The sequence below is a fragment of the Microbacterium candidum genome (assembly GCF_030315975.1).
In the GTDB taxonomy this organism is placed as follows: Bacteria; Actinomycetota; Actinomycetes; order Actinomycetales; family Microbacteriaceae; genus Microbacterium; species Microbacterium candidum.
This window is the reverse complement of record NZ_JASXSZ010000001.1, coordinates 579,300-604,672: the sequence shown is the minus strand read 5'-3', so window position 1 is coordinate 604,672 and position 25,373 is coordinate 579,300. Positions and strand designations below refer to the sequence as shown.

The window sequence follows — 25,373 nt, the reverse complement described above, 5'->3', positions numbered from 1 at the left end:
GGGCCAGCCTAACGACTCACAGAATCTCCACGAATGCGGTCGCCCGGAGGACGTCCGGCGATGATCGTCGAAAGTGTGCGTTCCAGGGCCGCCCGATACTGCTCACGCCCGTAGCGCGCACGCGCCCATTCCGTGATCAGCGGATCCGCCCCGCCGGGTGTTCTCAGTGCCAGCGCGGTCTCGCGAGCGAACCTCCGTGCATCATCGACGACTGCGAACGGATGCGAACCTGTTACATCGATGACCCCCTCCGCGCCGATGGATGTCGCGACGATGCGCTTCCCGCGCACGAGCGCCTCGATGGTCTTGAGCTTCACACCGGCTCCAGACCGCAGCGGGACCAGGACGACGCGGGCGCTCGCGTAATACGGATCGAGCGAGTCGACGAACCCGGTGACGGTCACGCCAGGGGTGCGCGCCGCGAGGTCGACCAGATGACGGGGCGGACCATGTCCGGCGAGGACGAGCTCCGCGTCCGGATGCTCTGCGCGAACCAGCGGCCACACGTCGTCCAGGAGCCACACGGCGGCCTCCGCGTTCTCCCTGCGACCGAATGAGGCGACGAACAGCGCGACTTTCGCGACATCCTCTCTCGCGCTCTCATCGCTTCCGAGCCAGATCACGGGGTCGATGACCGAGATGCGAGACGCCCGCGTCGAGCGTGCGGCGAGCGCTGCGTCCTTCTCGCTGAGGACCAACGTGATGTCCGCGGCGCGCAACGCCGGAATCTGGGTGACCGAGACGACCGCTGTCCGCCAAGATCGCCAGATGAGTTTCCGCGGCGAACGCTGCCGCCACGCCGCCTGCAGCCAGCGCCACTCGCGCTGGGCGGGGATATCGTGCACCACGAGCACGCTTCCCTGCGTCCGATGCCTGCTTCCCAGAGCGAAGGCCATCTCGGCCCATTGGGCTTCGACGACGTCCGCAGCATCCACGGCGTCACGCACGGCGGTATCAGCGCGAAACGCGCGCCGCATGCTCGGCCTGATGGCGTCGGGGCGTGCCAGAGCCCAGATCGCATCCGCCGACGGCCGCATCCGGTCGGGATGGACGAGGATCAGCGACGGGGGCGCGCCTGGTCGGTCGGCTGCACGCCTGTTCAACTCGGTCGACGGCGCGACGACGGTCACGCTGTGCCCCAGTTCCTCGAGAACAGTCAGGTGCCGTAGATAGAGCTCTCCCCCAGCGTGCGGGATCCCGACATACGGGACGACGAGCGAGAAGCTGACAACCCTCACATCGGCATGTTAGGGCCGGAGCACCCGCATTCCGTATGCTCATCGCGGAGGAACCATGCAGCCGATCTCGCCTGTGCGTTCACCGTCGGGCGACCCGGCCGCTCCTCGGCGGATGAGATGACCACCGCCCGCGGGCTGATCCGCCGAGCGTTCTTCAGTTCCGCCGGCCAGCGGGTCGCCAACGCCGCATGGTTCGCGGCGGCACGTGCGACCACGCCGCGCCATCGTCGCCCGCGTCGCGTGCACGTCGTGATGCTGCCCGCAGGCGGCGGCAACATCGGCGACCAGGCGATGTTCGAGGCCTACTTGGCGCATGTCGACGGTCCGATCGTGGCGGCGATACCGAATCACGCTTCCTACACGGTGCCGCCGCATGAGGCGGAACGGGTGCGCGTTCTGCTGACTCCCCTCCTCAGCGCAGGCACCTACCGGGGCCGTCTCCCCGAGTTGCAAGCGTTCGTCGAGGTGCTGCGAGAGGCGCGCACCTTCAGCGTCATCGGTGCGGACATCATGGACGGCGGATACAACCGCTCCGAAGCCGTCACGCGCTCAGAACTGCTGAATCTCGCCGCGCAGTGCGGCGTGCCGTCGAGGGTGCTCGGCTTCAGCTGGGGACGCTCTCCCGATCCGGCCGCGCGCGGCGCCCTCCGGCGGGCATCCCGCCGAGCTCACCTGTTCGCGCGCGATCCGGAGACACTCGCCCGCCTCCGGCAGGCGCGCATCTCCGCCGGACTCAGCGCCGACCTCGCCTTCACGATGACGTCGACGGTCCCTCTGCCCGATTCAGAGCTTCGGCTGGCACCGACATCCTCCCGTACCGTCATTCTGAACATGAGCGGGCTGATCAACCGGCAGTTCGATCTGAAGGAGGAATTCGCCGCGCTGATCGACGAGGTCGTCGCGGATGGGGGCCACGTCATCCTTTTGCCGCACACCATTCGGGCGGCTGACGACGACCTCGACGTCTGCCGCGCTACGCTCGCCCAGGTGCGCTCGAGCTCAGGCGTCACACTCATCGACCGACTGCTGCGCCCGGCCGAGGTGCGCTGGATCGCCGGTCGCGCGGATGCCGTCATCACGGGACGGATGCACCTCGCCATCCACGCCCTGGGCGCAGGCACGCCGGCCATCGTCCTACGCACGCGCGACAAGGTCGAGGGCCTTCTCCACATGTTCGAACTCGACGAGTTCGGGCTGGATCCCGGCCACGGCGTGACGGAAGCCGTCCGGGTGCTCTTGGGGCGCGCGCTGTCGGACGCCGCGGTCCGCCAACGGGTCGAGGCGAACCTGCCGATGGTCAGAGAGTTGGCGGCCCGGCAGTTCGATCCACAGGACCGACGATGAGCCTCACTGCAGTGCGCTCGTGAGCCGTGCGAGGTTGTCGAGCACCGTCGAGCGCAGCGGCTGCTGCATCCATTCGTCGAGCGTGAGTTCGCGGCTGAGGTTCCGGTACTTGTCCTCGACGCCTCGCAGCTCCTCGACGAACTCCTCGCCGCGCACGAGCATCGAGATCTCCATGTTGAGACCGAACGAGCGCATGTCCATGTTGCTCGAGCCGAAGATGGCGATCTCGTCGTCGATCGACATCGACTTCGAGTGCAGGATGTAGGGCTTCTTGTACATCCAGATCTTCACGCCCGCCCGCAGCAGCGTCTCGTAGTACGACCGCTGCGCGTGATAGACGATCGCCTGGTCGCCCTCCTCGGAGACGAAGAGCTCCACCTGCAGCCCGCGGTGGCACGCGGTGGTGATGGCCAGCAGCAGCGCCTCGTCGGGGACGAAGTACGGGCTCACCACGATGATCTTCCGCTGCGCCGAGTACAGCAGCCCGAGGAACAGTCGCAGGTTGTTCTCGAACTCGAACCCCGGTCCGGAGGGCACGATCTGGCAGTCCAGGTCGCCCGGCCCGGTGTGGATCGAGAAGAGACCCCGCTCGTCGTCGAGGACCTGATCGGTCTCGCTGTACCAGTCGCTCAGAAACACCGCGTCGACGGATGCCACGACCGGGCCCTCGAGCCGCGCCATGAGGTCGACCCAGTGCAGGCCGCGCTTGATGTTCTTCTTCAGGTTGTACGTCGAGTCGGTGATGTTCTGCGAGCCCATGAAGGCGACGACCCCGTCGACGACCAGGAGCTTGCGGTGGTTGCGGAGGTCTGGACGCTGGTATCGGCCCTTGAGCGGCTGCACCGGAAGCATCAGGTGCCATTCCGCGCCCATGTCCGTGAGGCGCTTCAGGGTCTGCCGATAGTAGGGCTTGCCGCGGTTGGCCCAGTGGTCGAGCAGCACGCGCACCTGCACGCCGCGGGCCGCGGCATCCTCGAGCGCTCGGAAGAATCCCTCGGTGGATGCGTCCGCCTGCAGGATGTAGAACTCGCAGTGCACGAAGCGCTCCGCCGCACCGATGGCGTCGGCCATGGCGTCGAGGCTCTCCTGGTAGTCCGAGATGAGGTGCGCGGCGTTGTCGCCAGTGAGCGGCATCGCGCCGAGCGTGCGGTTCAGCGTCACGATCGAGGTGAACCACTCGGGCGCGTGCGGGCGCAGCGTGCCGAAGGCGAGGTCTTCGCTGATCTCCCGGATGTTCTCGTTGATGAGCTTCTGTTTGCGGCGGCGCTTGCGCGGCAGTCGCGGGTTGCCGATCAGCAGGAAGAGCAGCACCCCGAGGAGCGGGATGAAGTAGATCGCCAGCAACCACGCCGTCGCGGCGGTCGGTCGGCGGTTGCGCGGCACGATGATGATCGCGGCGATGCGCACGACGACGTCGAAGATGAAGACGAGTACGAGCCACCACGTCGCAGAGAACGTGATCGTCAGCACCCGCGCCTCCCGTGGACAGTGCCTCCACTGTACTGGGGGGTATCCGACACGGATGGCTCTGGCCCGGGTCGACCCGCGCGATACTCTCGGTGCCGTGAGCGACGCGCCCTCCGTCTCCGTGATCGTCCCTCTCCACAATGGAGCGGGCTTCATCGTGGAGACGATCTCGTGCGTTCTCGGCCAGACTCATCCGGACATCGAGGTGCTGATCGTCGACGACGGTTCGACGGACGACGGTCTCGACCGCGTGCGGCCGCTGCGGCGTGACCCCCGCGTTTCGGTCGCGGCCAAGCGGTGGTCCGGTATCGCCGATACCCGCAATGCCGGACTGTCACTGGTCGATGCGGCGAGCAGCTACGTCCTTTTCCTCGACCAGGACGACATCATCGCCCCCGATCTCATCGAGACCCTGTTCGTCCTGCTGTCGACGCATCCCGAGGCGGTGGCCGCTTATGCGATCGCCGATTTCATCGATGCCGACGGGCGGCCACTGCATCCGGGGGCGTTCGCAGGCGGCATGCGCACGAGGCGGACGGCTGTGGAAGGCGCCCTGCGCGCGATCGCACCGGATAGCCCAGCGACATTCTGCGAGCTCTTCGTCTCGAATCCGATCTACCCGCCGAGCGGAATCCTCATCCGAAAGGCGGCCCTCCTCGAGATCGGCGGCTTCGATCCGTCTTATCGGGTGGCGGACGACTGGGATGCGCTCGTCCGGCTCGCGCGGCTCGGGCCGCTCATCCCCCTCGATGAGATCAAGGTCGGTTACCGCAGGCACGGTGCGAACGCATCCGGGAACACCCCGTTGAATGTGCGCGAGACACGGGCGGTGTGGGCGAACACCTACTACGATCCGATGAACTCACGTGAGCAGCGAGGGGCGCTGCGCGACGCTTGGCGGGCACTCCAAAGGGACAAGGCGATGACGAAGTCAGAGGCTGCGAAAGCGAGTCTCCGGTCGGGCGCGCCGGGGCGGGCGATGTCCCAGGCAGTGGATGCACTCGCGCATCGCGTGCTGTTCGCACCGCTTCGGGCGTGGCGGACGCGAAACGGAAGCTCGATGAGCCTCGTCGTGCGGGCCCCCGCGGTGACGCTGCCGGATTGAGGCGCCTTCTCGGCGCCGCGCGCGTCAGCGGCCGGAGCCGGCGACGGGCGGCAGCCCGCGCTTCGCGCGCTCCTCCGCCTCGATCTTCGCGTGGACCTTGCGCTCGGTGCGATCGGCGCGGACCACGGCACGCAGGATGAAGAAGAACAGGGCGCACACGATCAGGGTCGGGGCGATCGACCACACCGCGGCTGACCAGTAATCCATGCGTCCATCGTACGCCGTCTCTCTGACCGGCCCCGCGGGCAGCCGGCCGTCGAGGAATCCTCCCCACCCCCGGCGTCGGCACAGCCTCTCCCCCGCCGGATGATCCACCCGTTCGCGTGACACCCGCCGTCTCAGGCTCGACGTATGACCACGATCGTCCGCGCCAAGGGCGCCGCACACTTCCTGTCCCTCGTTCCCTCGATGCTCGGCTTCACCCCGAGCGAGAGTCTCGTGCTCATCCCGTTCGAGCGCGGCAGGAGCATCGGCGGGATGCGGTTCGACCTGCCCGCATCAGATGAGCCCGCCGATGCGGTCGACCGCATCGCGGCCACGATCATCGGCATGGTGTGCCGGGTGGCCCAGGCCGACGCGTTCGCGGTCGTCGTCTACACCGATGCCCCGTACGGGTCGATCGGCGAGCCGCCGCAGGCCGCCCTCGCCGCATCGCTTCTCGCGAAGGCCGACGCGTGCGGCCTCACCCTGACGGACGCGCTGTGCGTCGCCGTCGATGCATGGGGGTCGTACGTCGACCCGGACTGCCCCGACGACGGTCGTCCGCTCGAGCTGCTGCCCGGCTCGCGAGACCTCGGCGTCGGCCGGCTCGATCGCGATCAGGCCGCTGGCGCGGAGCTGCCGGCATCCGAGCCGACCGAACGTGAGCAGGTCGCGCGCGCTGTCGACAGTCTCACCCATGCGGTCCTGCTCGTGACGGAGCAGACCGCCGAGACGGATGCCCGCATCGATCCCGCGGCGCTGTCGGCGCTGTGCGCACTCAACGACCTGCCGCTCCTGTTCGAGACCGCGCTCGACTGGCATCCCGCATCCCTCGACCCGTTCGACGCCGCGAGCATGATCTACTGCCTCGCCCGTCCGGCCTTGCGGGATGTCGCGCTCGCGCAGTGGTGCGATGATCTCGCCGCCGGCGACGCCGCCCTCGACGCGCAACTGCGGTGGGAAGAGGGCGATGGGTTCCCCGACGAACTGGCGTGCCGGATGTGGGGCGAGGGAGCGCAACCGTCGCCCGACCGACTGCGAGCCGCGCTCGAGCTCTGTCGTCGGCTGGCTGCTGTGGCCCCGGAGGCGGCGAAGCCCGGCCCGCTCGCCGTGTGCGCGTGGCTGTCGTGGGCGCTCGGCAGATCGACGCACGCCGAGGTCTACAGCAGGCAGGCGCTCGAGATCGAGCCCGAGCACGGACTCAGCGAGATCGTGCTCGCCTTCGTGATGGGCAGCCACCTGCCCGACTGGGCGTTCCAGCGCCCCACCCGGCCGGCGCTCGCGAGCGCTACTTGACCAGCGGGAAGAGGATGGTCTCACGGATGCCGAGCCCGGTGATCGCCATCATGAGACGGTCGATGCCCATGCCCATGCCGCCCGACGGCGGCATACCGTGCTCGAGCGCACGCAGGAATTCGTCGTCGATGCGCATCGCCTCGTCGTCGCCGCGCGCAGCGAGCTTGGCCTGCTCGACGAAGCGCTCGCGCTGGATGACGGGATCGACGAGCTCCGAGTACCCGGTCGCGAGCTCGAAGCCGCGCACGTACAGGTCCCACTTCTCCACGACACCCGGGATCGAGCGGTGGTCGCGTACGAGGGGGCTCGTGTCGACAGGGAAGTCCATCACGAAGGTCGGCCGGGTGAGCCCGCCCTTCACGAAGTGCTCCCATAGCTCCTCGACCCACTTGCCGTGGGTGGGGTGCGGGGGCTCGTCGACGCCGTTCGCGGCACCGAGCGCCGCGAGCTCGGCGACAGGGGTCTGCGGCGTGACCTCGACGCCGGCCGCCTCGGAGAGCGAGCCGTACATCGAGATGCGAGCCCACTCGCCGCCGAGGTCGTAGACCGTGCCGTCGGCCCACGTCACTGTGGTGGACCCGGCGACGGCGACCGCCGCGTTCTGCACGAGCTCCTGCGTGAGGTCGGCGATGCCGTTGTAGTCGCTGTATGCCTGGTAGGCCTCGAGCATCGCGAACTCCGGGCTGTGCGTCGAGTCGGCGCCCTCGTTGCGGAAGTTGCGGTTGATCTCGAACACGCGGTCGATGCCCCCGACGACGGCGCGCTTGAGGAAGAGCTCGGGCGCGATGCGCATGAACAGCTCGGTGTCGAAGGCATTGGAGTGCGTGATGAAGGGTCGAGCGGATGCCCCGCCCGGCTGCGTCTGCAGCATGGGCGTCTCGACCTCGACGAAGTCGTGGTCGTCGAACGTGCGGCGAAGGCTCGCGTTGACCTTCGCGCGGGCGCGCACCGTCTGGCGCGCCTGGTCGCGCACGATCAGATCGAGGAAGCGGCTGCGGACGCGGCCCTCCTCGCTGAGCTCGGTGTACATGTTCGGAAGCGGAAGGAGGGCCTTCGACGCGATCGCCCAATCGGACACCATGATCGACAGCTCGCCGCGACGGCTCGAGATCACCTCGCCGGAGACGAACACGTGGTCGCCGAGGTCGACGAGGTCCTTCCACGCCTGGAGGGACTCCTCACCGACGGCCGCGAGTGACACCATCGCCTGGATGCGCTGCCCGTCGCCCGACTGCAGCGACGCGAAGCAGAGCTTGCCGGTGTTGCGGCTGAAGACGACACGGCCCGCGACCGCCGCCGTGACGCCGGTCTCCGCGCCGGCCTCGAGGTCTGCGAACCGCTCGCGCAGCGCGGGGATGGTGTCGGTGACGCCGAGGCTGACGGGATACGCGCCGCCGGCAGCATCCACCCGCTCGGCGATCAGACGCTCGCGCTTGGCCATGCGGACGGCCTTCTGCTCGATAACGTCTTCTTCGGTCGGCTCGGCGGGCGCGTCGGCAGGCGCAGTCGTGTCGGTCATCAGGCTCCTCGGGATTCGCCGTCCAGTTTATCGGCGCGGGATGCGGGCTTCCTGGGGCCGGCCCGTCTGGCCTGGTCGGCCTGCGGCGGCCGGCAGGCGGCCGGCGGCGGGCAGGCGCCTCGGTCAGCCGAGGACGACCTCGGTGCTGTCGACGAAGCGGCGGCCGCCGATGGTCCCCGCGATGAGGACAAGGGCGGGCCCCGTGCGGTTCTCGTCCGCGGACTGGAAGCTGTCGGGATCCACGACGCTGAGGTATTCGAGCCGGATACGCGGGTCCCCCATGAGGGCGGACTGCGCGGCGGCGATGCATGCGTCGACGCCGCGGTCGGCGTTGGCGGCGGCATCGTCGAGGGCCGACGTCAGCTTCGCGGCAGCCGCACGATCCGCATCCTCCAGGATGCCGAGCCGCTTAGACACGGGCACGCCGTCGTCGGAGCGGACGGTCGGGACCGCCTCGATCTCGACGTCGAGGAACAGGTCCTGCACCATCCGTCGCACGAGGAACACGCGCTGACGGTCGCGCTCGCCGTAGACCGCGACATCCGGCCGGACGATGTTGAGGAGGATCGCCTCCACCGTGAGGATCGCATCGAAGTACGTCGCCCTGCGGCTGCCTTCGTACCGGAGGCCCCGGTCTCCCGCCGACACCTTCGTCGTGTCCCGTCCGTGTGGCAGGAGTTCAGCGGCATCCGGGGCGAAGACGATGTCGACGCCGAGCGACTCGAGCAGCCGCTCGTCCTCCTCGAGACTCCGCGGATACGCGTCGAACTCGGCGTCGCCGCGGAACCGCAGCGGGTTCACGAACACCGTCACCACGACGACGTCCGCGATCTCCTTCGCGCGGTGCACGAGGTCGACGTGCCCCTCGTGCAGCGCGCCGAGCGTCGAGATGTGCGCGATGCGCGGGACCCTGCCTGCGCCGCGCGAGGCGGCGGCAGACGCCGGGTCGGCGAGCGACGCAGATGCCGGATCGGCGAGCGACGCGGATGCGGGATCGGCGAGCGTCGCAGGATCCGAGACCGACGCAGGATCGGCTGGCGACGCGGGATCAGGTCGAGCGGAGCGGATGCTGTCGAGCCGGGCGCGCAGCGCGTCGACGGTCGTGATCATCCGTCGAGCGTATCGGGCCGGATGTCGTCGACCTCGGAGGCCGGATCCGCATCCCGCAGCGCGAGATCGACCGTGGCGTGCACGAGCACCGAGAGATACGAGCCCGGATTGGTCACTCCGGCCTGCCGCAGCAGGGCGGTGGCCTGGCGCACGATCGACCTGGAGAACGTCGTCGCAGTCGCGATCCCCTCCGCGTACGCGGCCCGGTCGGCGTCGGCCACGACGACCGGTTCGCAGCCCATCTCGACCGCGAGAGCCTGGGCGATCGGCAGCACGGGCGCGGGCGCCGTAACGGCGGCGTACGCATCGCGCAGCATCCTGAGGTCCATCGAGGTGCCGGTGAACGCGATCGCCGGATGCACCGCCAACGGGATCGCTCCGCGCCCGACGGCGGGCGCCAGCACATCGAGCCCGTGCGCCGGATCGGTGTGCAGCACGAGCTGCCCCGGCTGCCAGGCGTCGAGTTCGGCGAGGCCGGAGACGAGCCCGGGAAGTTCATCGTGCGGCACGGCGACGATCACGAGTTCGCTGCGCCGCGCGATCTCCAGCGCGTCGAGCACGGGCGCTCCAGGCAGGACAGCCTGGGCGCGGTCGTCGTTCGATCCGCTGGTCAGACCGGTGATCGCATGCCCGGCGCCGGCGAGAGCGGCACCCAGTACGGGGCCGACCCGGCCCGCGCCGATGATGCCGACGCCGAGACGCCCGTCGCGGGCCAGGCGGTCGCCGCTCATGCCGTCGCTCCCACGGAGTCGGCCGGCGAGTCCCCCGCGCGGTCGGCTTGCGAATCGACAGCAGGACCCGCCGGCGAATCACCCGCAGGACCCGCCGGCGGATCTCCCGCAGGACCCGCAGGCGGATCTCCCGCCGAGTCCGCCGGCGAACCCGCCGCAGACTCGGCCGACGACGCCCGGGAGTCCGCAGGTGACCCGAAGGCAGAATCCTCCGGACCGATGCTGCCCCAACGATGGCTGCGATCGACGGACGCGGCGGCGATCCCATCGCGCTCGACATCCCCGAACGCCTGCACCGCGGCATCCCGATCGATCCCGGTCAGCCGGCCCGAGACGCGGCCCGCGACGGTGTGGACGTGCAGGGCGGCGACGGTGAACGCCCGGGCGATCGGCCCTTGGGAGAGCCCGACGCTCTGCGTGCGCGCGAGAGGGAAGATCGCGAGCCGTCGGTGCAGTCGGCCGCGGCGGAGGAAGATCGCGTCCGGCGAGAGCAGGAACCCGTTGCGCCGCCACGACAGCAGATGCAGCAGCCGCGCGCGTCGAGGCGTCGTCGTGTAGTTGTCGTCGTCCGCCCCGAGGATGCCGTGGGCGACGATGAGCGACCAGTCGTCCGCCGGCAGGCCGGGCAGGAGCAGCCTCAGCACCCGCTCGACGTCCGCTCGGGTGCCGACCGGCAGCACGCGCGTCGCCTCCTCTTCGGCGCGGCTGTCGCTGGACGCGCGATGCCCGGAGAGCCGGTTGATCGTGACGCGCCACCATCCCGCCGGGCGCCACAGCAGCGGCTGCGTGATCTCGACCGCGTGCACGCGGCCAGGGGGAAGGATCTCGGTGATCGTGGTGAAGAACCCGAACGTGATGCGCACCCCGTCGGGCGTCGGGGCGATCGAGTACCGCAGCGCCCGCGTGATCCGGCGCAGCCAGTACGCGCCGAATCCGAGGAGGGCCGGGATGAAGCTGACGAGCAGCCATGGCGTACCGACGCTCGCGCCCCAGATGATGAACGTGAGGAGCAGGGCCAGGACGACCGTCGACCAGCTGAGCAGGTGCGAGAAGACGAGCCGGAGGATGGGGATCGCGACGACGGATGCGGGCTCGGCGACCGGTGCCTCATCGCCGAGGATGATGCCGTTCAGCGCCGCGGAGACCGTCGAGGTCGCGCTCTCGACGAGCCCCGTGCGGCCCGGCGCCGCCCCCTCCTTCTTCGCGAGCCGCAGGCCGGAGGCGAGCCGCAGGATGTCGGCGCGCACCGCTTCGGCGTTCGCCGTCGACAGGTACTCGAGCTTGACGTTGGCATCCGTGCCCGCACCGACGACCTCGAGCTTCGCCATGCCGCACAGGCGCGCGAACATCGGGCGGGTGAGGTTGACGCCCTGCACGCGGTCGAGCGGTGCCCGGCGGTGGCTGCGGAACAGCACGCCGTGACGGACCTCGACGTGGTCGCCCGTGATGCGGAACGTGTGGAACCGCCACGACAGCAGGAACAGGCCGATCAGCACGATGACGACGACCAGCACGATCAGCAGCGCCCACAGCACGAGGTTGTGTCTCAGGATGAAGTCGACCGGGTCGCCCGGCACCTCCTGGACCGGCACCTCCGGCGCGAACACCGGCAGGAAGAGCGCGATCAGCCGTTCGCGCAGGTTCGAGATGATGAGACCGGCGACGACGACCAGCACGAATCCACCACGGAACAGCGGCGTCAGCGGATGCATCCGGTGCCACTCACCGTCGCTCAGCGGCGTGTGGCTCGCCTGTCCGGGGAAGAGCGCCATCAGAGTCCGGTCCGCCGCGATTCGGAGACGGCGATGAGGGTGTCGCGGAGCTCTTCCGCCGCGTGCTGGGTTAGGCCCGGCAGCTCGACGCCGGTCGAGGCCGCCGCGGTCACGAGCTTCAGCCGGGCGATGTCGAACGCCCGGTCGAGCGGCCCGTGCTCGATGTCGACGAGCTGCATCCGCCCGTAAGGCACCGCGACCGTGCGCTGCCACAGGATGCCGCGGCGGAAGACGAGGTCGTCCTGACGCAGCTTGTACCCGAACGCGCGGACCTGTCGCGGCGCGATGATGAGGAGAACGCCGACGATGACGAGCACGATGCCGGCCGGGATCCACACCCACTGCGCCTGCCAGAACAAGGTGATGAGGAACGCGGCCACCGCGACGCCGATGAAGAGCGCCCCGAGCGAGATGAGCCGCACCCACATGTACGCGCGCGCGAGCTGGTGCCACGTCCCGTCGCCGAGCGGGAGCCGGGACGCCGACCGCGGCTCGAGGATGTGGTCGTACGTGTCGGCGTCGAGGCGCGACGCAGCCTCCCCGGATGCAGGCCGCTGCTGCTGCGGGGTCGCCTCAGTGGGAGTGGGCGTGGGGTTCGGAATCGCCGGCTCCGGGCTGCTCATCGTCGTGGTCGTCCTTCCGGATGGTGCACATGTGCTCCGCGACGAGCCCGGCGACGACGAGGACGCCACCGCACACGGCCGTCGCGATGATGACGCCCCACGAGCCTACCGAGGGGGTCACGGGTCGCGTCGAGAGGAAGAGCACCAGTCCCAGCGCGAATCCGCCGATCGCCGCGCCCAGGATGCTGGACGCCTTCGCGAGCATAGCGATCCGGAGCGCCCGGAACGGGTTCACCCGCACCTGGACGATCCCACGCGTCGCACGCTGGACTGGCCACGCGAGGATGATGTCCGCAGCCCCCAGCAGCACGAGGAGCAGCGGCAGCATCACCGTCGGCACGAAGGTCGCACGACCGGCAGAGGTCAGGATCTGGTCGACGATGAAACCCGCCGCGACGCCGATGACGCCGCTGAGGACAAGGGTGAGCGGGCTGGTGCGCTTCATGCGCCCCCTTCGGTCCGGCGCAGCAGCGCGTCCACGCGGCCCGCGCCCGGGAGCACCGCATCCGGATCGATCTCGAGCCAGGGGGCGAGCACGAACGGACGCTCGGCGGCACGAGGATGCGGGAGGGTGAGATCGGGATCGGCGCTCACGACATCGCCGTAGGCGATGAGGTCGAGGTCGAGGGTGCGCGAGCCCCAGCGCGGCTCGTTCGCGCGATCGCGCCCGTGCCGCGCCTCGATGGCGTGCAGGTACGACAGCAGGACCGACGGCGCGAGCCGTGTCGTGACGAGGGCGACGCCGTTGAGGTAGGCGGGCGCATCGGATCCGTCGAGGGTGACCGCGACCGAATCGACAGGGGTGGATGCCACCACCCGGTCGACGAGCGGGAGCCGGCCGAGCTCGTCGACGGCGGCCGCATACGTCGCCGCCCGATCGCCGAGGTTCATGCCGATCGCGACGACCGCAGTGACCGTCGTGGGAGAAGCGGTGGAGCCGGGACCGCGATACCCGTCCGCGAGCCTGCGGTCCATGCGTCGGAGGTCGTCGCTCACGCCGCGCTCCGCTGGATCGTGACGGAGACATCGCCGAACGGCACCGTGATGGGCGCCTGCGGCTTGTGCACGGTGACCCGCACTCGGTGCACGAGGGGCTCGGCGAGGAGGGCGTCTGCGAGGCGCTGCACGAGCCGCTCGAGGAGGTTCACGGGCTCGCCCTCGACGATCGCGACGATCCGCTCGGCGACCTCGCCGTAGTGCACGGTGTCGGTGACCTCATCGGTCTCGGCCGCGCGCGACGTGTCGAGGAAGAGCGTCGCGTCGACGACGAATTCCTGCCCCTCGCGGCGCTCGTGGTCGAAGACGCCGTGGTGGCCGAACGCGCGCACGCCGGTCAGGGTGATCTCATCCACGGGCGTCTCCCCACAGCTCGGCGATGGTCAGCGCGTCGCGGGTCGCGGCCACGTCGTGCACCCGCACCGCCCAGACGCCCGCCTGGGCGGCGAGCACGCTCGTGACGGCGGTCGCGAGGTCGCGCCGGGGGGTGGATGCGTCGTCCCCCAGAGCATCGGCGAGGAACCGCTTGCGGCTCGTGCCGACGAGGACGCGGGGCCCGAGCGCGGCGAAGGCGTCGAGGTTGCGGAGCACATCCCAATTCTGCCCGCCGCGCTTGCCGAAGCCGATTCCCGGATCGACGATCATCCGCTCCACGGGGATGCCGGCGGCTGCCGCATCCTGCATCCGTGCCGTGAGCTCTCCCACGACCTCCGCGACGATGTCCGCATAGTCGGCGTGCGCGTACATGTCGACGGACGGCCCGCGCCAGTGGCCGAGGGCGATGTCGGCGTCGGTGGCGGCGACGGCGGCGAGCAGCGCAGGGTCCGCGAGACCCCCCGAGACGTCGTTGACGATCCGCGCGCCGGCGGCGACGGCGGCGATGGCCGTGGACGCGTTCATCGTGTCGATGCTCACGACGGCGCCGTCCGCGGCGAGGGCCGCGACGACCGGGATGACGCGCTCGCGCTCGGCCTCGGGCGGCACGCGCTCGGCGCCGGGACGCGTCGACTCTCCGCCGACGTCGAGGATGTGGGCGCCTTCGGCGAGCAGCGCCCGGCCGTGCGCGATCGCGGCATCGCGGTCGAGGTAGCGCCCGCCGTCGCTGAAGGAGTCGGGCGTGACGTTCACGATCCCCATGATCAGGGTCATCGGGCCACTCCCCTGCGGCTGCTTGAGCAACCGGCGGTCGTTGAGTGAGCCTGCGAGTCGAAACGCAGAATCGAAACGCGGTAAGGACTCGAGGTCGACGCACCGCGTCTCGTCTCGGTCGTTCCTCCCTCGCTCAACGACCCGAACCGCCCGCTCAACGGTCTGCTCCCGCGGCGATGAGGGCGATGAGCTCCGCTCGGGCGGCGGGCTCGGCGAGCTCACCGCGCGCAGCGATCGTGACCGTCGAGGCATCCGCCTGCTGCTCGCCGCGGGTCGTCACGCACTGGTGCGTCGCATCGAGCACGACGAGGACGCCACGGGCGTCGAGGGAGGTCGCGATGGCATCGGCGATCTGCTCGCCGAGGCGCTCCTGCACCTGCGGACGGGAGGACAGGATGCCGACGACCTTCGGCAGCGCGCCGAGTCCGACCACCTGCTCTCCCGGCAGGTATGCGATGTGCGCGTGGCCGATGAAGGGCAGCAGGTGATGCTCGCAGACGCTCCGGAACCGGATGTCGCGCAGCATCACCGCACCCGACGGGACCGTGTCGGGCGCGGGCCCGGACGACACCGAGATCGTGTGCGCGAGCGGGGCGGATGCATCCTCCCCCACTCCCTCGAAGAACTCCGCATACGCGTCGGCGACGCGCTGCGGAGTCTGACGAAGGCCGGGGCGATCGGGGTCCTCCCCGATCGCCTCCAGCAGTTCGTGCACGAGCGCGCGGACGCGCTCACGGTCGACGCTCACGCCGGCCTCCTATGCGGTCGCGGGGCGCGCCTGTCCGCTCGGGCGGCGGCGCGGAGTCTTCTCCTGCGTGCCGTCCGCTTCGGTCGAAGCCGCCACGCCCGCGGGCTGAGCGCGACGCGGGACCTCCACAGGGGGGAGCGCGGAGACCGGGCGCTCGCTGCTGGAGAGCCACTGCGGACGCGGCGGTAGCTTCTTGACGTCCTTGAAGATCTCGGCGATCTCGTTGTGGTCCAGCGTCTCCTGCTCCAGGAGCGCGAGAGCCAGCTTGTCGAGGACGTCGCGGTTGTCGTTCAGGACCTGGTAGGCCTCGTTGTGGGCCTGCTCGATGAGGTCGCGCACCTGCACGTCGACGCGCTCGGCGACCGTCTCCGAGTACTCGCGGCCGTGGCCCATGTCGCGGCCGAGGAACATCTCGCCGGAGGCGCTGCCGAGCTTGACGGGGCCGACATCCGTCGTCATGCCGTACTCGGTGACCATCTTGCGGGCGATGCTCGTCGCCTTCTCGATGTCGTTCGACGCGCCAGTGGTCGGGTCGTGGAAGACGATCTCCTCGGCGACGCGGCCGCCCATCGCCCACGCGAGCTGGTCCTGCAGCTCGTTGCGGGTGACGGAGTACTTGTCGTCGAGCGGCATCACCATCGTGTAGCCGAGCGCCTTGCCGCGCGGGAGGATCGTGATCTTCGTCACCGGGTCGGAGTAGTTCATCGCCGCCGCCGTGAGCGCGTGACCGCCCTCGTGGTAGGCCGTGATGAGCTTTTCCTTGTCCTTCATGATCCGCGTGCGGCGCTGCGGACCGGCGATGACGCGGTCGATCGCCTCGTCGAGGGCGCGGTTGTCGATCAGCTGCGCGTTGGAGCGCGCGGTCAGGAGCGCCGCCTCGTTGAGGACGTTCGCGAGGTCGGCGCCGGTGAAGCCCGGCGTCTTGCGCGCGACGACCTCGAGGTCGACGGAGTCGGCGAGCGGCTTGCCGCGGCCGTGCACCTCGAGGATATGCACGCGGCCCTTGAGGTCGGGCGCGTCGACGCCGATCTGGCGGTCGAAGCGGCCAGGGCGCAGGAGCGCCGGGTCGAGGATGTCGGGACGGTTCGTGGCGGCGATGACGATGACGTTCGCCTTGGGGTCGAAGCCGTCCATCTCGACGAGCATCTGGTTCAGCGTCTGCTCGCGCTCGTCGTGCCCGCCGCCGAGGCCCGCGCCGCGGTGACGACCGACGGCGTCGATCTCGTCGATGAAGATGATGGCCGGCGCGCTCTCCTTGGCCTGGTTGAACAGGTCGCGCACGCGGCTCGCGCCGACGCCGACGAACATCTCGACGAAGTCGGAACCGGAGATCGAGTAGAACGGCACGCCCGCCTCGCCGGCGACGGCACGCGCGAGGAGGGTCTTGCCGGTTCCGGGAGGGCCGTACAGCAGCACGCCCTTCGGGATGCGGGCGCCGACGGCCTGGAAGCGCGCCGGGTCCTTGAGGAAGTCCTTGATCTCCTCGAGCTCTTCGATCGCCTCGTCGGAGCCGGCGACGTCGTTGAAGGTGACCTGCGGCATCTCCTTGGTCACGAGCTTGGCGCGCGACTTGCCGAACTGCATGACCTTGCTGCCGCCGCCCTGGGCGCTGGAGAGGAGGAACCAGAACAGTCCACCGAGGAGGAGCATCGGCAGGAACAGCGAGATGAAGCTGTCGAACCACGTCGTCTTCGGCACTTCGTCGTTGAAGCCATTCTTGGGGTCGGCGGAGTTGATCGCCGAGACGACCTCGCTCGCCCGCGCCGTCACGTAGTAGAACTGCACGTCGGATGCGCCCTGGTACGGCTCGGAGAGCTTCATGTCCACGCGCTGGTCGCCGTCGGTGTTCGTCACCTGCGTCACGGTGGTGCCCTTGAGCAGCTGCAGGCCCTCCTGCGTGGAGATCTGCTTGGCTCCGCCGAGGCTCGTGATGAGCGAGAAGCCCGCGATCAGCAGCACCACGATCAACAACACATAGATGACCGGGTTGCGAGAGATCTTCTTGAAGTCCATGGTGCGGGGAGAACCCCCCGACCCCTTTCGTCGCCTACCGCCGGCGCCGACGGTCTTCTCAGGCTAGCGCGGCGTCATGGACGAGGCCTGTGGATTCGCCCACGGCTGAACGTGCGGATCCGCGGAATCAGGCGTACACGTGGGGCGCGAGGACGGCGACGTCGCGCAGGTTGCGGTAGCTCTCCGCGTAGTCGAGCCCGTAGCCGACGACGAACTCGTTGGCGATGTCGAAGCCGACGTACTTGCACTCGACGTGCACCTTCGCCGCCTCCGGCTTGCGCAGCAGCGCGAACACCTCGACGGAGGCCGCGCCCCGCGACTCGAAGTTCTCGAGCAGCCAGCTGAGCGTGAGACCCGAGTCGATGATGTCCTCGACGATGAGCACGTCGCGGTCGTGGAGGTCCTCATCCAGGTCCTTGCGGATCTGCACGACGCCGCTCGACTTCGTGCCGGCGCCGTAGGAGGAGACCGCCATCCAGTCCATCGGCGCGACCATCGGAAGGCACCGCGCGAAGTCGGCCATCACCATGACGGCGCCCTTCAGGACGCCAACGAGCAGCAGGTTCTTGTCGGCGTAGTCGATCGCGACCTGCGCGGCGATCTCGCGCAGCCTCTCCTGGATCTGCTCCTCGGTGACGAGGACTTCGGTCAGCTGGTCGGAGATCTCGGCCGCGCGCATGCGGAAAGTCTAGGCGTGCAGGTCGGCGATCACGATCTTCTTCATCTGCAGCATCGCGCCGAATGCGCCCGGTGCGGCGAGGAGCTCCGGCATGTTCTGCGGCACGACCTGCCAGCTCACCCCGTACGCGTCGCGGCACCATCCGCACTGCTCCGCATCGGGATGCTGCGACAGCACACCCCATAGGCGGTCGATCTCCTCCTGGTCGGCGCAGTTCACGATCAGCGAGAGGCCCTCGCTGAACGTGTAGTCCTGCTCCATCCCGGAGTCCATCGCGGCGAACCACTGCCCCCCGAGTTCGGCATCGCCGAACATGAGGGCTCCGGCGGCGGCGGGACCGGTCTGCTCGGCGTAGGGCGCCATCGTGCCGAGCTGCCCGCCGAAGAGATCGACGTAGGCGTTGAGCGCCTCGGACGCGCGGTTCTGGTTGGCGCCGCAGAACATGAGGCTCGGCACCACGGGAGGCCGCAGACGCCCGCCCTCGGGCGCGAGCATCAGCTGCCACGAGACGCCGTAGCGGTCCTGCACCCATCCGTACCGAGGGCTGTACGGGTACTCGCCGAGCGGGATCAGGATGGTGCCGCTCTCGGCGAGCCCGATCCACGCGTGGTCGAGCGCAGCACGGGCGGCGTGCTCGCCGTCGTACGCGGCGGGGTCGAAGTCGACCATGAACGAGATCGACGGATTGGGCGTGAACTCGTCGCCGCCGTTCAGGAGGTTCAGGCGGAAGCCGCCGATCGACAGGTCGATCGTGATCGTCTTGCCCGCCATGGCCTGCTGGAAGTCGAGAAGCCCTTCGGTCGGGTAGCGGTCGCTGTGCACGATCCGCGTGTCGGGGAGCGTCGCGGCGTAGAACGCCGCCATGTCGTCGGCGTTGCCGGCGCACCAGACGCTGGGGATGATCTTCTGCATGACGTGAGTCCTCTCAGATCGTGCTTCCAGCGTCCGCCCCTCGGGCGGAGGGATCAAGGGGATGCCGTGAAGACGATCCGCCCAGCCTCGCGGCGCGCACGGCAGCCGGGGAGGTCGATCGGCCCCTGCCCGGCCCAATCGGTCGCAAGGCGCGCGACCTCGACCGTCTGCACGCGCGTGAGGCTCGCGCCGAACTCCGACGCGACGACGTACCGGATGATGCGGTTCCGCAGCGCGGCGGGGTTCGCCGCGAGCGCGGCCGCGGAGACGGAGATCCCCGCCTCGGCGTGCTCCACGATGTCCTCGATCGTCTCGTCGATCATCTCGGCGAAGGCCTCGGCGTCCTCTCGCAACTGCTCCGCGGTCCGGGCGAGCGCCTCCGCCACCCCCGGGCCGAGTTCCTCCTCGAGCACGGGGAGCACCGTGCGCCGCACGCGTACCCGCGCGAAGCGGGCGTCTTCGTTGTGCGGGTCGTCCCACGGCTCGAGACCCTCGGCGGCGCACGCGGCGCGGGTGGTCGCGCGACGGACGCCCAGCAGCGGGCGAAGGAGGAGGATGCCGTCGAGATCGGATGCCGGCGCCATCCCCTGCAGGCTCGTCGCTCCCGAGCCCCGGGCGAGGCCGAGCAGCACGGTCTCTGCCTGGTCGTCGAGCGTGTGGCCGGTCAGGATCGCGGACGCCCCCGCATCCCTCGCCGTCCCCGCGAGGGCGCGGTAGCGCGCCTCCCGCGCGGCGGCCTCCGGCCCACCCTCGCCGTCCACCTCGACGCGGACGACGGATGCCTCGACCCCGAGCCGGCGGACGGCGGCGGCCGCCGCATCCGCGATCCCGGCGGAGCCGTCCTGCAGTCCGTGGTCGACGACGACCGCGTGGATCGTCAGGCCGAGCTTCGGCGCCTCGAAGGCGAGCCCGGCGGTGAGGGCGAGGCTGTCGGCTCCTCCGGACAGTCCGACGATCACCGTCCCCTCGACTGCCTGCAGCGCCCGCCGCACGGCGAGGCGCACTTCCGCGACGGACGGGTCGAGTCCAGGTCGATGCATGCCTCCAGTCTGTTCCGTCGCGCGCGTTCCTCGCATCCGCCTTCGTCGTGCCCGCTGCGACCGCTGGTTGTATGGAGGCAGGGAGCCCACATGACTCGGACCGACACACTCGGCGGCGCATTCGCGCGCTACTGGGTCGCGGTCGCGATCAGCGCATTCGGCTCGGCCGTGACAGCGGTCGCGATGCCGGTGCTCGTCGTCCAGGTGCTGCACGCGACCCCGGTCCAGGTCGGGATCGTCAACGCCACGCAGATCCTCCCCTATGCCGTGATCGGCCTCTTCGCAGGGGTGGTCGTGGATCGGACGGCACGCCGCCCGCTGGCGATCTGGGCGAGCGTCGGGCGGGCGATCGTGCTGGGGCTCATCCCGGTGCTCTGGGCGCTCGGCATGCTCGAGATCTGGACGCTCGCCGCCCTCCTCTTCCTCTTCGGGTCGTTCTCGGTGTTCGGGTTCGCCGCGACCCAGTCGCTGCTTCCTTCGCTGGTGTCGAAGGGCCAGCTGCTGCGCGCGAACGGCCGGCTGGATCAGACGGATGCCGCGGCCCAGACGGCGGGTCCCGCGCTCGGCGGTGCGCTCGTCGGTCTCCTCGGGGCGCCGCTTGCGATCCTGGTGGATGCGGCCTCCTACCTCACCGACGCGGTGCTGCTGCTCTTCGTGCGGGTGGCGGAGCCGCCGCGCGAACGCACGCGGCGGCGGGTGTGGGCGGATATCCGCGAAGGACTGCACTGGGTCTACGGCCACCGCACGCTGCGGGCGCTCGCGGTCTCGGCGCAGGTGTGGTTCTTCGCGAACTCGCTGGTGCTGACGGCGTTCGCGATCTTCGCGCTGCGCACTCTCGATCTGAGTCCGGCCGTGTACGGACTGCTCTTCGCGGCGAGCGGAGTCGCCGCGTTCGTCGGCGCGACGTTCGCCCCACGAGCGGGTCACCGCTACGGCGAGGGGCCGGTGATCGTCGTCGCGATGGCGCTGTACCCGGTGGCATGGATGGCGGTGGCCCTCGCCCCGCATGGCGGGGGACCCGCATCCATCGCCGTCATCGCTGCGGCGCTCGTCGTCCACGGCTTCGCCGGCGGGCTCTCCAACGCGAACGAGATGGGCTACCGGCAGGCCGTGACGCCCGACGAGCAGCTCGGTCGAACGAACGCGACGATGCGCTCCGCGAACCGGACCGTCGCCGCGGTCGGTGCGGTAGCCGGCGGCGCGCTCATCGCACTCCTCGGTCCGACCGTCGCACTGTGGTGCGGTGTCGCCGTGTACACGGCGGCGCTGGCGATCGCCCTCTTCTCGCCGATGCGCACGGCCCGTGTCGATCGGCCTGCGGAGGCGGTATGAGCCGCGACTAGGCTTGTGCCGCATCCCCTTGATCTTCCGAAGGAGCACACATGGGCGCGTACGACGCCGTCATCGAGATCCCGCGCGGCAGCCGCGTGAAGTACGAGGTCGACCACGAGACGGGCAACGTCTTCCTCGACCGTGTCCTCTACACGGTCTTCGGCTACCCCGCCGACTACGGCTTCTTCGACAAGACGCTCGGCGAGGACGGCGACCCGCTCGACGTCCTGGTGCTGCTCGACCAGACCCTGTTCCCGGGCGTGCACGCGACCGTCCGCCCCGTGGGCGTCCTCAAGATGAGCGACGAGGCCGGCGGAGACGACAAGGTCGTGGCGGTCCTCGCGAAGGACCCGCGCTGGGCGCACATCCAGGACGTCGACGACATCCCGGAGTTCACGAAGAAGGAGATCGCGCACTTCTTCGAGCACTACAAGGACCTCGAGCCCGGCAAGTGGGTCAAGGTCGACGACTGGGCGAACGCCGCCGAGGCCGAGCGCCTGGTTGGCGAGGCGATCGCGCGCTACAGCCACGGTCACTGACAGACGCTGAAACGAAGGGATGCCGCGGGCCTGTGCCCGCGGCATCCCTTTCTCGTTTCAGGATCAGACCGAGATGCCTCGGTCTCGCATGAAGGGCACCGGGTTGACCGGCCGCCCGTTCACGTGCACCTCGTAATGCAGGTGGCAGCCGAACGAATGACCCGTGTTGCCGACGTACGCGATGACCTGCCCGACGCTGACGCGCTGACCGTACCGCACCTGAATGCCGCCGTTCACGATGTGGCCGTAGCCGGTCTCGATGCCGCCGCCGTGGTCGATCTGGACGTAGTTCCCGTAGCCGCCGTTGTCGCCTGCGTAGACGACGGTGCCGCTCGCCGCCGCGACAATCGGGTATCCGCAACCCGGCGCGAGGTCGACGCCGTAGTGGTACGAGGTGGCGCAGTAGCCGTTGCCGCACTGCACCGACCGCGGTCCGAAGCCCGAGGTCTCGGGGCCTCCGGTGGGGCGGCACCAGCCCGATGCCGTGACCTTGCCCGAACCCCCGGCGGCTGCCTCGGCAGCGAGCTCCTGTTGACGCTTGATCTCCGCCAGACGCCGCGCCTCGACGCCGGCCTGATACCCGGCGACGGTCTTCGCCGTGGTGTCCTGCAGAGCGGCGAGCTGTGCGTTGAGGTCGTCGAGGTGCTGGCTCTGCGCAGTCAGGGCGGCCTGCGCCGCATCCGACGCCGCCTGCGCCGCGAGCATCTTCTGCTGCGCGACCTGCTGGAGGCGGTCGCGCTCGTCGCGCGCAGCCTTCGCCTGCGCGCTGAGGTTCTTGGCCGAATCGCGGGCGGTCACTGCGTTCGCGTAGACGTCCTGGTTTCGCTCGAGGAGCTTGTCCATCGTGCCGAGCTTGGCGAGGATCGTGTCGGCCGATGCAGCAGACCCGGACAGGAACAACTGCATGGCCGTGCTGTCGCCGCCGTTGCGGTAGAGCTGCGCGGCGACGCGGCCTGCGTGGTCCGCGGCCTCCTTCGCCTTCGTCTCCTCCCCATCAGCCTGCTGCTGAAGGAGATCGGCGCGCTGCGCCGCCTCGTAGTAGTTCTGCTGCGCCGTGAAGTACTCGTCGCCCGCTTGCTGCGCGGCGGCCTGCTTCGCAGCGAGGTCTGCCTGCATCCCCTGGATGAGGCCCTGGATGCGCGTGACCTCCGCACCTGCCGCGGCCTGATTCGCCTTGGCGCGCTGCACGTCATCCCAGGACGGGTACGCATCGGCCCATGCTCGCGGGACGGCTCCGCCGCCGGTGGCGGCCGCGAAGGCGGCGATGCCGAGGATGCCCGCACCCAGCGCAGCACGCCGGCTCATCGGCCCCCACAGGGCGCGGCGTTCTCGCGCGGTGGGCGCGCAATCGCAGTCTTCGGCGTTGGTTTCGTCAGTGACCAGGTCGTCGGTCGGCATCGTGCCTCCTCCCGCCTTTGGGCGCAACATCAATCACAGTAGCAACATCTGTCACAGCCGTGGGGTCGGGCCCCTCATCCATGATGCGCCTTGAACGTTCGAAGCGACACCCTCAATCGCGCGGCGCAGCGGCCTCCATCGTGTGGTGCGACACCCTCCATCGTGCGGGCTGGAGGGATGGATGCGGCGGCGACTCGCCCTCGATTCGCGTTCCCGCAGTTCTTCGCTTATGCTTGGTCCTCGGTAAGCGTGAGCCTCCGAGGTTCACCCGGCCCCATCGTTTAGCGGCCTAGGACGCCGCCCTTTCACGGCGGTAGCACGGGTTCGAATCCCGTTGGGGTCACCACTTACCGGCACAATTAAACAAGCATGGCCCTGTAGCGCAGTTGGTTAGCGTGCCGCCCTGTCACGGCGGAGGTCGCGGGTTCAAGTCCCGTCAGGGTCGCTCCGAGCGACGGGCCCTTTGTTAGCAGAGGGCCTTTCGTCTAGGACATGGCTCTTTCGCCATGCGGCTCTGTAGCTCAGTTGGTAGAGCGCACGACTGAAAATCGTGAGGTCACGGGATCGACGCCCGTCGGAGCCACGGAACCCCTGCGATGGCTTCTACATCGCGGGGGTTCTTTTGTTCGGTTGACCAGGGTTCCTTTCTGCGACGATTCACGCAAGGACCGCGAAGCGTCAGCGGATGGACATCCTGCGGATCGTCTCTGCGTATGCATCGAGCACCGCGAAGATGCCTCGGTGCTCCCAGACGCGGCTGCGCGTCCTGCCCGTGGTCTCGATGAGGACGTCCCGCTCGGTCAGGGCGTCGAGTGCACGCAACGCCGCCATCTCGCCGAGGCCGAGCGTGTGGATCAGGTACTTCGTGTTCACCGCGGGCTGGCCCACCAGTGCGGGCAGCACCCGCCACGCCGCGGCGTTCGCCCGGATGCCCCGCATCTTGTCGCGAGACTCGTCGAGCTCGCGGACCAGATCATCGACGAGCCGGGCGGCGGTCGTCGCCGCGATCCGGCTCGCGGATGCGAACTCGCGGATGATGGGCCCGGCGTCGCCGTCCCGGAATGCCCCGAGCGCCGCGAAGTACCGGTCGACATCAACAAGCAGCCCCGCGGAGAGCGGCACCGCGGTGGATCCCACCAGGCCCTTGTTGCGGAGGACCGACTGCGCGAGCGCTCGACCGGTTCTGCCGTTGCCGTCGACGAACGGGTGGATCGTCTCGAACTGGGCGTGGGTGACAGCGACCTGCACGAGCACGGAGACGTCCTGTCGGCGGGCGAACGCGATCAGGTCCTGGATCGCACCGGGGATCCTGTCATGATGCGGCGGGACGAACTCAGCGTGCCGCGGGCCCGCGTTCCCGGCCCCGATCCATACCTGCTCGCGGCGGTACGTGCCGGCCTCGTGCTCGAGGCCTGCCTGGTGGCTCATCAGCGCCTGGTGCATGGCGAGGATCATGTCTTCGCTGATGTCGTCAGCGAGGGCGAGTGCCGCTTCCATGGCGCGGACGTTGCCGACGACGGTCAGAGCATTCCGCTTCTCGCCCTCGTCGATCTCGGCAAGCGCGAGCTGCTTCGCCGACGTCGTCAAATGTTCGATCTGCGACGACGACGCAGACTCCGTGCGCAACAGGATCGCGGTCATGGGCCCCAGCGCCGGGCTGCCGGTACCGAGCGTGCGCTGCGCGTGCTGGTCGAACGCGACCAGCTGCCGGGTCGCATCCTCGACGTCGGCCACGTCCTCACCGGATAGGCGGGCATCCCAGTTCGCGATCGACGCGGTGATCGAGGCTTCATAGGGGCCGGTCTGGCGCTCCACCTCGGCACGCGAGTACATCTCCGGCGCGCGGGGCTTCCACTCGAAGGTCTCGTGCGAGACCGGATCGACGGGGATCCGAACGCCGGCAGGAAGTGTGCTCACCACCCCAGGTTACCAACACTTAATGCAATATGTGTTGGTAAGTGTCGGAGAAAGCAACGGAATGTGGCCCCGCTACCAACGCTTGCGTGCGCATCTGTTGCTAGTGCGGTTGTCATTCAACGTTGTGTCGCGGCCTTACCAGTCCATGTGAGGTTGTCGACGGCGGGGGTTGGGCGGATGCGTCGGGCGCCAGTTGTAGGACCGGAACAATGAATCTCCTCGTTCCGAGCGCGGCCGGGCTAAT

General features: G+C 69.4%; 24 protein-coding genes and 3 tRNA genes. 8 read left to right on the top strand and 19 right to left on the bottom strand.

Annotated elements, in window-relative coordinates:
- Window positions 1-8 precede the first annotated feature (8 nt).
- Complete coding sequence (locus QSV35_RS02860) at window positions 9-1,238, bottom strand: glycosyltransferase (RefSeq protein WP_286286512.1); 1,230 nt, start codon at window positions 1,236-1,238, stop codon at window positions 9-11.
- Between the two features lie 117 nt (window positions 1,239-1,355).
- Between QSV35_RS02860 and QSV35_RS02855 the strand changes: the two genes are divergently transcribed.
- On the top strand, window positions 1,356-2,582 hold the full coding sequence (locus tag QSV35_RS02855; protein WP_286286510.1) for a polysaccharide pyruvyl transferase family protein: 1,227 nt from the start codon (window positions 1,356-1,358) through the stop codon (window positions 2,580-2,582).
- Window positions 2,583-2,585: 3 nt separating this feature from the next.
- On the opposite strand, the gene cls is transcribed toward QSV35_RS02855, so the two are convergent.
- Window positions 2,586-4,043, bottom strand: coding sequence for a cardiolipin synthase (gene cls, locus QSV35_RS02850; RefSeq protein WP_419956818.1), 1,458 nt, complete (start codon window positions 4,041-4,043; stop codon window positions 2,586-2,588).
- A 103-nt stretch (window positions 4,044-4,146) separates the two neighbouring features.
- Here cls and QSV35_RS02845 point away from each other — a divergent pair, with 103 nt between their 5' ends.
- The gene (locus tag QSV35_RS02845) at window positions 4,147-5,154 is read left to right on the top strand and encodes a glycosyltransferase family 2 protein (protein WP_286286507.1); all 1,008 of its coding nucleotides are present in this window, start codon (window positions 4,147-4,149) and stop codon (window positions 5,152-5,154) included.
- A 24-nt stretch (window positions 5,155-5,178) separates the two neighbouring features.
- Here QSV35_RS02845 and QSV35_RS02840 read toward each other — a convergent pair whose 3' ends face one another.
- Complete coding sequence (locus tag QSV35_RS02840) at window positions 5,179-5,361, bottom strand: hypothetical protein (RefSeq protein WP_286286506.1); 183 nt, start codon at window positions 5,359-5,361, stop codon at window positions 5,179-5,181.
- 144 nt (window positions 5,362-5,505) lie between these two features.
- Between QSV35_RS02840 and QSV35_RS02835 the strand changes: the two genes are divergently transcribed.
- The gene (locus QSV35_RS02835; protein ID WP_286286504.1) at window positions 5,506-6,651 is read left to right on the top strand and encodes a DUF4192 family protein; all 1,146 of its coding nucleotides are present in this window, start codon (window positions 5,506-5,508) and stop codon (window positions 6,649-6,651) included.
- Here QSV35_RS02835 and lysS read toward each other — a convergent pair.
- From lysS to tilS, 14 genes are all read right to left on the bottom strand, one after another.
- Window positions 6,644-8,170 carry a lysine--tRNA ligase gene (gene lysS, locus QSV35_RS02830; RefSeq protein ID WP_286286501.1) on the bottom strand — a complete coding sequence of 509 codons (1,527 nt, stop codon included), beginning with the start codon at window positions 8,168-8,170 and terminating at the stop codon, window positions 6,644-6,646. The two genes, QSV35_RS02835 and lysS, sit on opposite strands and share 8 nt — an antisense overlap.
- Window positions 8,171-8,293: 123 nt before the next feature.
- The gene (locus QSV35_RS02825; RefSeq protein ID WP_286286499.1) at window positions 8,294-9,280 is read right to left on the bottom strand and encodes a pantoate--beta-alanine ligase; all 987 of its coding nucleotides are present in this window, start codon (window positions 9,278-9,280) and stop codon (window positions 8,294-8,296) included.
- Entirely contained in the window at window positions 9,277-10,011 is a 735-nt protein-coding gene (locus QSV35_RS02820) for a DUF2520 domain-containing protein (RefSeq protein WP_286286497.1), read from the bottom strand. The genes QSV35_RS02825 and QSV35_RS02820 overlap by 4 nt, the downstream gene beginning before the upstream one ends.
- Entirely contained in the window at window positions 10,008-11,783 is a 1,776-nt protein-coding gene (locus QSV35_RS02815; protein WP_286286495.1) for a PH domain-containing protein, read from the bottom strand. Before QSV35_RS02815 ends, QSV35_RS02820 begins: the two co-directional genes overlap by 4 nt.
- The gene (locus QSV35_RS02810; protein WP_286286493.1) at window positions 11,783-12,406 is read right to left on the bottom strand and encodes a PH domain-containing protein; all 624 of its coding nucleotides are present in this window, start codon (window positions 12,404-12,406) and stop codon (window positions 11,783-11,785) included. The genes QSV35_RS02815 and QSV35_RS02810 overlap by 1 nt, the downstream gene beginning before the upstream one ends.
- Window positions 12,357-12,851 (bottom strand): DUF3180 domain-containing protein, encoded by a 495-nt coding sequence (locus QSV35_RS02805; RefSeq protein ID WP_286286490.1) that lies wholly within the window; start codon window positions 12,849-12,851, stop codon window positions 12,357-12,359. Before QSV35_RS02805 ends, QSV35_RS02810 begins: the two co-directional genes overlap by 50 nt.
- Window positions 12,848-13,381 carry a 2-amino-4-hydroxy-6-hydroxymethyldihydropteridine diphosphokinase gene (gene folK / locus QSV35_RS02800; protein WP_419956817.1) on the bottom strand — a complete coding sequence of 178 codons (534 nt, stop codon included), beginning with the start codon at window positions 13,379-13,381 and terminating at the stop codon, window positions 12,848-12,850. Before folK ends, QSV35_RS02805 begins: the two co-directional genes overlap by 4 nt.
- 17 nt (window positions 13,382-13,398) lie before the next feature.
- Window positions 13,399-13,758, bottom strand: coding sequence for a dihydroneopterin aldolase (gene folB, locus QSV35_RS02795; protein ID WP_286286488.1), 360 nt, complete (start codon window positions 13,756-13,758; stop codon window positions 13,399-13,401).
- On the bottom strand, window positions 13,751-14,551 hold the full coding sequence (folP, locus tag QSV35_RS02790) for a dihydropteroate synthase (RefSeq protein ID WP_286286486.1): 801 nt from the start codon (window positions 14,549-14,551) through the stop codon (window positions 13,751-13,753). The genes folB and folP overlap by 8 nt, the downstream gene beginning before the upstream one ends.
- Window positions 14,552-14,705: 154 nt before the next feature.
- A complete protein-coding gene (folE, locus tag QSV35_RS02785) occupies window positions 14,706-15,299 on the bottom strand; it encodes a GTP cyclohydrolase I (protein WP_286286484.1) in 594 nt (197 codons plus the stop codon).
- A gap of 9 nt (window positions 15,300-15,308) precedes the next feature.
- Window positions 15,309-17,312, bottom strand: a complete 2,004-nt coding sequence (gene ftsH, locus QSV35_RS02780; RefSeq protein ID WP_286286482.1) for an ATP-dependent zinc metalloprotease FtsH — start codon at window positions 17,310-17,312, stop codon at window positions 15,309-15,311.
- Window positions 17,313-17,439: 127 nt separating this feature from the next.
- A complete protein-coding gene (gene hpt / locus QSV35_RS02775) occupies window positions 17,440-17,991 on the bottom strand; it encodes a hypoxanthine phosphoribosyltransferase (RefSeq protein WP_286286480.1) in 552 nt (183 codons plus the stop codon).
- 9 nt (window positions 17,992-18,000) lie between these two features.
- On the bottom strand, window positions 18,001-18,903 hold the full coding sequence (locus tag QSV35_RS02770) for a VOC family protein (RefSeq protein WP_286286477.1): 903 nt from the start codon (window positions 18,901-18,903) through the stop codon (window positions 18,001-18,003).
- A 53-nt stretch (window positions 18,904-18,956) separates the two neighbouring features.
- Window positions 18,957-19,943, bottom strand: coding sequence for a tRNA lysidine(34) synthetase TilS (gene tilS / locus QSV35_RS02765; protein WP_286286475.1), 987 nt, complete (start codon window positions 19,941-19,943; stop codon window positions 18,957-18,959).
- A 90-nt stretch (window positions 19,944-20,033) separates the two neighbouring features.
- On the opposite strand from tilS, the gene QSV35_RS02760 reads away from it, so the two are divergent.
- Window positions 20,034-21,275 (top strand): MFS transporter, encoded by a 1,242-nt coding sequence (locus QSV35_RS02760; protein ID WP_286286472.1) that lies wholly within the window; start codon window positions 20,034-20,036, stop codon window positions 21,273-21,275.
- Between the two features lie 50 nt (window positions 21,276-21,325).
- Entirely contained in the window at window positions 21,326-21,814 is a 489-nt protein-coding gene (locus QSV35_RS02755) for an inorganic diphosphatase (RefSeq protein ID WP_286286470.1), read from the top strand.
- A 63-nt stretch (window positions 21,815-21,877) separates the two neighbouring features.
- Here the strand turns inward: QSV35_RS02755 and QSV35_RS02750 are convergent, their stop codons facing one another.
- Complete coding sequence (locus tag QSV35_RS02750; RefSeq protein ID WP_286286469.1) at window positions 21,878-23,212, bottom strand: M23 family metallopeptidase; 1,335 nt, start codon at window positions 23,210-23,212, stop codon at window positions 21,878-21,880.
- A gap of 270 nt (window positions 23,213-23,482) precedes the next feature.
- On the opposite strand from QSV35_RS02750, the gene QSV35_RS02745 reads away from it, so the two are divergent.
- The 3 genes from QSV35_RS02745 to QSV35_RS02735 all read left to right on the top strand — a co-directional run bounded on the left by QSV35_RS02745 (window position 23,483) and on the right by QSV35_RS02735 (window position 23,795).
- Window positions 23,483-23,558: transfer RNA gene (locus QSV35_RS02745), tRNA-Glu, on the top strand.
- A 25-nt stretch (window positions 23,559-23,583) separates the two neighbouring features.
- Window positions 23,584-23,657, top strand: a tRNA-Asp gene (locus QSV35_RS02740).
- Window positions 23,658-23,722: 65 nt separating this feature from the next.
- Window positions 23,723-23,795: transfer RNA gene (locus QSV35_RS02735), tRNA-Phe, on the top strand.
- Window positions 23,796-23,890: 95 nt separating this feature from the next.
- Here QSV35_RS02735 and QSV35_RS02730 read toward each other — a convergent pair.
- Window positions 23,891-25,129 carry a Fic family protein gene (locus QSV35_RS02730; protein WP_286286465.1) on the bottom strand — a complete coding sequence of 413 codons (1,239 nt, stop codon included), beginning with the start codon at window positions 25,127-25,129 and terminating at the stop codon, window positions 23,891-23,893.
- Window positions 25,130-25,373 lie beyond the last annotated feature (244 nt).